This window comes from Acinetobacter sp. ANC 4910 (assembly GCF_004331035.1).
Lineage (GTDB): Bacteria > Pseudomonadota > Gammaproteobacteria > Pseudomonadales > Moraxellaceae > Acinetobacter.
This window is the reverse complement of sequence record NZ_SJNT01000005.1, coordinates 319361-327944: the sequence shown is the minus strand read 5'-3', so window position 1 is coordinate 327944 and position 8584 is coordinate 319361. Positions and strand designations below refer to the sequence as shown.

Below are 8584 nucleotides of genomic sequence, written 5' to 3'. Positions count from 1 at the left end.
ATCCGTGATACTCAAACAACGACAGTTACTGGCGTTGAAATGTTCCGTAAACTTCTTGACGAAGGCCGTGCGGGCGAGAACTGTGGTGTTCTTCTTCGTGGTACTAAGCGTGAAGACGTACAACGTGGTCAAGTACTTGCTAAACCAGGTACAATCAAGCCGCATACTAAATTCGACGCAGAAGTATACGTACTTTCTAAAGAAGAAGGTGGTCGTCATACTCCATTCCTTAATGGTTACCGTCCACAATTCTATTTCCGTACGACTGACGTAACTGGTGCAATCCAATTACAAGACGGCGTTGAAATGGTAATGCCTGGTGACAACGTTGAAATGTCAGTAGAATTAATCCACCCAATCGCAATGGACCCAGGTCTACGTTTTGCGATCCGTGAAGGTGGTCGTACAGTTGGTGCTGGTGTTGTTGCGAAAGTAACTGCATAATAGGTACACAAGTTTTAAGTCGAGAATTTCGATTCTCGACTTACACTGCAGGCTAGTAGTTCAATTGGTAGAGCGTCGGTCTCCAAAACCGAATGTTGGGGGTTCGAGTCCCTCCTGGCCTGCCACTTTTTTAGTAAAAGAGCTTGATGCTGGCTAAACTAGTCATATAATAAATCGCGAATTCTACGACGAGTAAAAAAATGTCGAATGATAAATCGCGTGACGCATTAAGCGACGCGCCAATCCCTCAAAGAAATAATTCTGCTGAAGTTGTTAATTCTGGCTCACCATTAGATGTTGTGTTATGGATTATTGCATTAATTTTAATTATTGGTGCAACCATGGTGAATCAGCATTTGCCAGCATATTGGGCACCAGCAAATAATGTTTGGGTGCGTGTTGGTGTAATTTTGTCTTGTATCATTGTGGCTTTAGGTTTAATATACGCCACCCATCAAGGCAAAGGCTTTGTTCGTTTGCTAAAAGATGCGCGCATTGAATTGCGTCGTGTCACATGGCCAACCAAGCAAGAAACGGTGACCACTTCGTGGCAAGTTCTTGCAGTTGTAATTATTGCATCCTTAGTATTGTGGTGTTTTGATTATATTTTAGGCTGGTTTATGAAGTTTATTATCGGGTAAGAGAGCTATGAAACGTTGGTACATTATTCATGCCTACTCAGGTTATGAAAAACAAGTGATGCGTTCACTTAATGATCGAATCCAGCGTAGCGCTGTAGCCGATAGCTTTGGTGAAGTTCTTGTTCCTACCGAAGAAGTGGTAGAAATGAAGGATGGTAAGAAGCGTAAGTCTGAGCGTAAATTCTTTCCTGGCTATGTGTTAGTTGAAATGGAAATGAATGATGAGACTTGGCACATTGTTAAAGAATGTCCTAAAGTTTTAGGTTTCATTGGCGGTACGGCGGAAAAGCCTGCACCAATTACGCAAAAAGAAGCAGACGCAATTCTTGCTCGTGTACGTAATACTGGTGAAGCACCTCGTCCTAAGACGATGTTTGAACCAGGTGAAGAATTACTCGTAATTGACGGTCCATTCACCGACTTTAAAGGCGTGGTGGAAGAGGTTCTATACGAGAAGTCACGTTTAACGTTGACGATTAATGTATTTAATCGACCAACGCAAGTTGAATTGGAATTTCGCCAAGTCGAAAAAACAATTTAATCAAGATTGGTTAAAAACGCCCGATTTATTCAATCGGGCATTGTTGTTGTGGTGGTTCTCACCACATAAAATATTGGGGAGCTGTAAAAGGCGTTTGTACCCAGAGGTAATTTGAAATGGCTAAGAAGATTGACGGCTATATCAAGCTGCAAGTTCCAGCTGGTAAAGCGAATCCATCTCCACCGATTGGTCCTGCATTAGGTCAACGTGGTGTTAACATCATGGCATTCTGTAAAGAATTCAATGCTGCAACACAAAAACTTGAAGTTGGTTTGCCAATTCCAGTCGTGATTACTGTGTACAACGATAAGTCGTTCACATTCATCATGAAAACTCCTCCTGCATCTATTCTTCTTAAGAAAGCTGCTGGTATCCAAAAGGGTTCATCTGTACCTAACAAAACTAAAGTTGGTAAGTTGACTCGTGCTCAATTGGAAGAAATCGCGACTACTAAAGAACCAGATTTAACTGGTGCTGATTTAGACGCACGTGTTCGTACCATCGCTGGTTCTGCACGTTCTATGGGCTTGGAAGTGGAGCTATAAGACATGGCAAAGTTAACTAAACGTCAAAAAGCCATTGCTGCTGCTATTGAAGCAAACAAAGTTTACACTTTAGAAGAAGCAGTAGCTGTTCTTGCTGGTCTTCCTGCTGCGAAATTCAAAGAATCTTTGGATGTTGCGGTAAACCTAGGTGTTGACCCTCGTAAATCTGACCAAGTTGTTCGTGGCGCGACTACACTTCCTGCAGGTACTGGTAAAACTGTACGTGTTGCTGTGTTTGCTCAAGGCGCTGCTGCTGAAGCTGCTAAAGCTGAAGGCGCGGACATCGTTGGTTTTGATGACTTGGCGGAAAGCATTCAACAAGGTAACCTTGACTTTGACGTAGTCATTGCTGCTCCAGATGCAATGCGCGTTGTAGGTAAGTTAGGTACGATCCTTGGTCCACGTGGTTTGATGCCAAACCCGAAAGTGGGAACTGTAACTCCAGATGTTGCTGGTGCAGTTAAAAATGCTAAAGCTGGTCAAGCACGTTACCGTGTAGACAAAGCGGGTATTATCCACGCTGCGATCGGTCAAGTAGACTTCTCTGCTGAAGCTGTTCGTCAAAACGTTGAAACTTTGATTGCAGACTTGAAAAAGTTAAAGCCTGCAACTTCTAAAGGTGTATACATCAAAAAGATCACTTTGAGCTCAACTATGGGTCCTGGTCTTGTTGTTGATGTAAACAACGTTTCTAACTAAGTTTTACTTAGACAGAATTTTAAAGCCCTGAGTAAAACTCAAAGCTCTGCTTTGAGTTTTGGGTAAGAAAACCAGTTTTGGTGAACTTGCAAACTTAGGCAAACTTTGAATTGATAAATTTAATTTATCAGCGTCAAAGACCTCAGGCGAGAGTGATTTCGATTACTTTCTTAATTTTCCAGCCTGAGTAGACGCGGTGGTGTGATTTGTTCATCCTCCGCGTGTAAGTTCAGTGATGAACTTACGAATTGGGAGTGTACTTCGCGTAAGTACATAAATCACCGTTAGGAGGTTTTACAATGGCTCTTCTTATCGAAGGCAAAAAACAGATCGTTGCTGAAGTAACTGAAGTTGCTTCTACTGCGTTTGCTGCTGTTGTTGCTGACTACCAAGGTTTAACTGTTGAGCAATTAACTGCTCTTCGTGTTGAAGCTCGTAAGTTAGGTGTTGCTACACGTGTTGTACGTAATACTTTGGCTAAACGCGCTCTTCAAGATACTCCTTTCAGTATCTTGAATGACAACCTTGTTGGCCCAACAATTTTAGCTTTCTCAACTTCTGCAGATGATATGGGTGCTGCGGCACGCTTATTCGAAGAATTTGCGAAAACTAACAAAGCATTTGAACTTAAAGCTGCTGCATTTGAAGGCAAACTTTATCAAGGCGCAGAAGTTAGCGTTATCGCGAATCTTCCAAACCAAGAGAAAGCGCTTACTATGCTTGCAAGCGTTCTTCAGGCTCCTATTTCGAAATTGGGTCGCTTACTTACAGCGCTTCAAGAGAAAAACGAGTCAGAGGCTGCATAAGCTCAAACTTAAACACACATCATTCAATACCCATTTGGAATTAATCTCATGGCTTTAACAAACGAAGAAATCCTAAACGCAGTTGCTGAAAAAACTGTTCTTGAACTTGTAGAACTTATTTCTGCTTTTGAAGAAAAATTCAACGTATCTGCTGCTGCTGTAGCTGTAGCTGCTGGTCCTGCTGCTGCTGCTGTTGAAGAGCAATCAGAATTCAACGTTGAGTTGACTTCTTTCGGCGCGAACAAAGTAGCGGTAATTAAAGCAGTTCGTGAAATCACTGGTCTTGGCTTGAAAGAAGCTAAAGATTTAGTTGAAGGTGCTCCTTCAGTTCTTAAAGAAGCAGTTTCTAAAGAAGAAGCTGAAGAACTTAAGAAAAAACTTGAAGAAACTGGTGCTACTATTACTATTAAGTAATGTTACCAGGGGGAGGGATATTAATTTCACCCCCAAAAATTGGCTGATGGCTCTTGGGTCATCAGCCTTTTTGCGTTACAATAATCGGCTCGACTTCAATTTGATTGGTTTAAAAACCATCAAATTTAAACAATAAAGACAAATTTTAAACGCTTACCAATATTTTTCCATTCAAAAAATATTGTTAAGCGTTTTAATACCACTAAAAATTGCAGCATTTGTGAACAGTGGTGGCCATATCGGCCTGCGTAATTCCTTCTAAACCCGTTCTGCAGGCGGGTTTAGTTTACTTTCCGAGGACTCCAGATGGCATACTCATATACCGAAAAGAAACGGATCCGTAAGAATTTTGGTAAATTGCCTAGTGTTATGGATGCTCCGTACTTGCTCGCGATTCAAGTCGACTCGTACAGAACGTTCTTGCAAGATGGCAAATCACCAAAAAACCGCGAAGATATCGGTCTCCAAGCCGCATTTCGTTCAGTTTTTCCTATAGAAAGTTATTCTGGCAATGCTGCTCTAGAATTTGTTGAGTATAGCCTTGGTAAGCCGGAGTTTGATGTTCGCGAATGTATTCTTCGTGGCTCAACTTATGCGGCACCAATGCGTGTAAAAATTCGTTTGATCATCAAAGATCGTGAAACGAAATCAATCAAAGACGTGCGTGAGCAAGAAGTGTACATGGGTGAAATGCCACTCATGACGGATAACGGGACATTCGTTATTAATGGTACTGAGCGTGTAATCGTATCTCAGTTACATCGTTCACCTGGCGTGTTCTTTGATCATGATAAGGGTAAAACTCACTCAAGCGGTAAAGTGCTTTATTCAGCACGTATTATTCCTTACCGTGGTTCATGGTTAGATTTTGAATTTGATGCGAAAGATTTAGTCTATGTTCGTATTGACCGTCGTCGTAAATTGCTTGCGACTGTGGTACTTCGTGCATTGGGTTATAGCAACGAACAAATTCTAGACTTATTCTACGAGAAAGTACCTGTCTATTTAGATATGGGTAGCTACCAGATTGACCTTGTTCCAGAACGTCTGCGTGGCGAAATGGCACAATTCGACATTACCGATAATGAAGGTAAAGTGATTGTTGAACAAGGTAAACGTATTAATGCGCGTCATGTACGTCAAATGGAAGCTTCAGGTTTAAGTAAGCTTTCTGTTCCAGACGAATACTTATATGAGCGTATCACTGCTGAAGATATTACTTTACGTGATGGCGACGTCATTGCTGCGAACACCTTATTAAGCCATGAAATTATGGTGAAATTGGCTGAAGGCGGCGTGAAACAGTTCAATATGCTGTTCACGAATGACATTGACCGTGGTTCATTCATTGCAGATTCTTTACGTGCAGATACAACAACAGGTCGTGAAGAAGCGCTTGTTGAAATCTACAAAGTAATGCGTCCAGGCGAGCCACCGACAAAAGAAGCAGCTGAAAATCTATTCAATAACTTGTTCTTCTCTTCTGAGCGTTATGATTTATCGCCAGTAGGTCGTATGAAGTTTAACCGTCGTTTGGGTCGTCCTTACGAAGTGGGAACTGACCAGAAGTCACGTGAAGTTGAAGGTATTCTTTCGAACAGCGATATCACTGATGTATTAAAAACATTGGTTGAAATTCGTAACGGTAAAGGTGAAGTCGATGATATCGATCACTTGGGTAACCGTCGTGTTCGTTCTGTTGGTGAAATGACAGAAAACCAATTCCGTGTTGGTTTGGTTCGTGTTGAACGTGCTGTAAAAGAGCGTTTAAGCCAAGCAGAAGCAGACAATTTGTCTCCGCAAGATTTAATCAATGCGAAACCAGTTGCAGCGGCAATCAAAGAATTCTTTGGTTCAAGCCAATTATCTCAGTTTATGGACCAAAACAACCCATTATCTGAGATTACGCACAAACGTCGTGTATCGGCGCTTGGCCCTGGTGGTTTAACACGTGAACGTGCGGGCTTTGAAGTACGTGACGTACATCAAACTCACTATGGTCGTGTATGTCCGATTGAAACGCCTGAAGGTCCAAACATTGGTTTGATCAACTCGCTATCTGTTTATGCAAAATGTAATAACTTCGGTTTCTTGGAAACTCCATACCGTAAAGTTGTTGATGGCCGTGTAACGGATGAAGTTGAATACTTATCTGCGATTGAAGAAGTAGGCACAGTCATTGCACAAGCCGACTCTGCAGTTGATGCAGAGAATCATTTGACTGAAGAATTTGTTTCTGTACGTCACCAAGGTGATTTCGTACGTATGCCGCCTGAAAAAGTGACGCATATGGACGTATCTGCTCAGCAGGTTGTTTCTGTTGCTGCATCACTGATTCCATTCCTTGAACACGATGATGCGAACCGTGCATTAATGGGTTCGAACATGCAGCGTCAGGCTGTTCCAACATTATTGGCTGACAAGCCGCTTGTTGGTACTGGTATGGAAGCAAACGTAGCGCGTGACTCAGGTGTGTGTGTTATCGCAAACCGTGGTGGTGCGATTGAATACGTGGATGCTTCTCGTATCGTGATTCGTGTAAACGAAGAAGAAATGATTGCGGGTGAAGCGGGCGTAGATATCTACAACCTCATCAAATATACCCGTTCTAACCAAAATACATGTATCAACCAAAACGTTGTTGTTCGCATGGGTGACAAAGTTGCTCGTGGTGATGTATTGGCTGACGGTCCATCGACTGATGGTGGTGAACTTGCGCTAGGTCAAAACATGCGCGTCGCGTTCATGACATGGAACGGTTATAACTATGAAGACTCGATCTTACTTTCTGAGCGTGTACTTCAAGAAGATCGCTTAACGTCGATTCATATCCAAGAATTATCGTGTGTTGCACGTGATACCAAATTGGGTGCTGAAGAAATTACGGCGGATATCCCGAATGTGGGTGAAGCTGCACTGTCTAAGCTAGATGAATCAGGTATCGTATATATCGGTGCTGAAGTTGCTGCGGGTGACATTCTAGTTGGTAAAGTAACGCCTAAAGGTGAAACGCAATTAACACCAGAAGAAAAACTGCTTCGCGCAATTTTTGGTGAAAAAGCGGCTGACGTGAAAGACTCTTCTTTACGTGTTCCATCTGGCACCAAAGGTACAGTGATTGACGTTCAAGTGTTTACACGTGACGGTCTTGAAAAAGATGAACGTGCACAAGCAATTGAAAAAGCTCAATTAGATGCTTACCGTAAAGACTTGAAAGAAGAATACAAAATTTTCGAAGAAGCTGCACGTGAACGTGTTGTTCGCTTGTTGACAGGTCAAGAATCGAATGGCGGTGGCGGTACAAAGCGTGGCGACAAACTGTCTGAAGATATGTTGTCTGGTTTAGAGTTGGTTGATTTACTTGAAATCCAGCCAAGCGATGAAGCGATTGCTGAGCGTTTAACGCAAATTCAAGTATTCTTGAAAGAGAAGAGCTTCGAAATTGACGAGAAATTTGCTGAGAAAAAACGCAAACTTTCTACAGGTGACGAACTTACAACTGGTGTATTGAAAGTTGTGAAGGTTTACCTTGCAGTTAAACGTCGTATCCAGCCTGGTGATAAGATGGCGGGTCGTCACGGTAACAAAGGTGTTGTTTCTAACATCTTGCCAGTTGAAGACATGCCGCATGATGCCAATGGTGTTCCAGTCGATATCGTATTGAACCCGTTGGGTGTACCATCACGTATGAACGTGGGTCAGATTCTTGAAACTCACTTGGGTATGGCTGCGAAAGGTTTGGGTGAGCAAATTGATAAGATGCTCAAACAACAGCGCGAAATTGCTGAGCTACGTATTTTCCTAGACAAGATCTACAACAAAGTGGGCGGTCAGCAAGAAGATTTAGACAGCTTAACTGATGATGAGATTCTAATCCTGGCGGGTAATTTACGCGCTGGTGTTCCTTTAGCAACACCTGTGTTTGATGGTGCTGAAGAAGCTCAAATCAAAGAGTTGCTAGAGTTGGCTGAAATTCCACGCTCGGGTCAAACCGTATTATATGATGGACGTACAGGTGAACGTTTCGACCGTCCTGTAACTGTAGGTTATATGTACATGCTTAAGTTGAACCACTTGGTTGACGACAAGATGCATGCACGTTCTACTGGTTCTTACTCATTAGTAACGCAACAGCCATTGGGTGGTAAAGCTCAGTTTGGTGGTCAGCGTTTCGGTGAGATGGAGGTCTGGGCACTTGAAGCTTATGGCGCAGCTTATACACTTCAAGAAATGCTCACTGTGAAGTCGGATGACGTTGAAGGTCGTACTCGTATCTATAAGAACATTGTAGATGGTAACCATTATATGGACCCAGGTATGCCTGAATCGTTCAACGTATTGACCAAAGAGATCCGTTCTTTAGGTATCAACATTGAACTGAAAAATGGTGACTAAGAAATCTCCCCCAATCTCTCTTTAAGAAAGAGGGAAGAAGTTCCTCTTAGTAAAGGGGAACTAAGGGGGATTTTTTGAGATTCCCTATTCAGTGAAAAA

At 42.4% G+C, this 8584-nt stretch carries 8 protein-coding genes and 1 tRNA gene; all 9 read left to right on the top strand.

Annotated features, from left to right (window positions below):
* A partial coding sequence (locus E0H82_RS07970) for an EF-Tu/IF-2/RF-3 family GTPase (protein WP_265937192.1) occupies positions 1 to 444 on the top strand: 444 nt, incomplete at its 5' end.
* A 49-nt stretch (positions 445 to 493) separates the two neighbouring features.
* Positions 494 to 569, top strand: a tRNA-Trp gene (locus tag E0H82_RS07965).
* 75 nt (positions 570 to 644) lie between these two features.
* Positions 645 to 1085, top strand: a complete 441-nt coding sequence (gene secE / locus E0H82_RS07960; RefSeq protein ID WP_131264133.1) for a preprotein translocase subunit SecE — start codon at positions 645 to 647, stop codon at positions 1083 to 1085.
* A 7-nt stretch (positions 1086 to 1092) separates the two neighbouring features.
* Complete coding sequence (gene nusG / locus E0H82_RS07955) at positions 1093 to 1626, top strand: transcription termination/antitermination protein NusG (RefSeq protein ID WP_116758815.1); 534 nt, start codon at positions 1093 to 1095, stop codon at positions 1624 to 1626.
* A gap of 116 nt (positions 1627 to 1742) precedes the next feature.
* Entirely contained in the window at positions 1743 to 2171 is a 429-nt protein-coding gene (gene rplK, locus E0H82_RS07950; protein ID WP_004637639.1) for a 50S ribosomal protein L11, read from the top strand.
* Between the two features lie 3 nt (positions 2172 to 2174).
* Positions 2175 to 2870, top strand: coding sequence for a 50S ribosomal protein L1 (rplA, locus tag E0H82_RS07945; protein WP_100242784.1), 696 nt, complete (start codon positions 2175 to 2177; stop codon positions 2868 to 2870).
* A 299-nt stretch (positions 2871 to 3169) separates the two neighbouring features.
* Positions 3170 to 3676, top strand: a complete 507-nt coding sequence (gene rplJ, locus E0H82_RS07940) for a 50S ribosomal protein L10 (RefSeq protein ID WP_131264132.1) — start codon at positions 3170 to 3172, stop codon at positions 3674 to 3676.
* A gap of 48 nt (positions 3677 to 3724) precedes the next feature.
* A complete protein-coding gene (rplL, locus tag E0H82_RS07935; RefSeq protein WP_116758813.1) occupies positions 3725 to 4090 on the top strand; it encodes a 50S ribosomal protein L7/L12 in 366 nt (121 codons plus the stop codon).
* A 306-nt stretch (positions 4091 to 4396) separates the two neighbouring features.
* Positions 4397 to 8485, top strand: a complete 4089-nt coding sequence (gene rpoB / locus E0H82_RS07930; RefSeq protein WP_131264131.1) for a DNA-directed RNA polymerase subunit beta — start codon at positions 4397 to 4399, stop codon at positions 8483 to 8485.
* Positions 8486 to 8584: the final 99 nt, after the last annotated feature.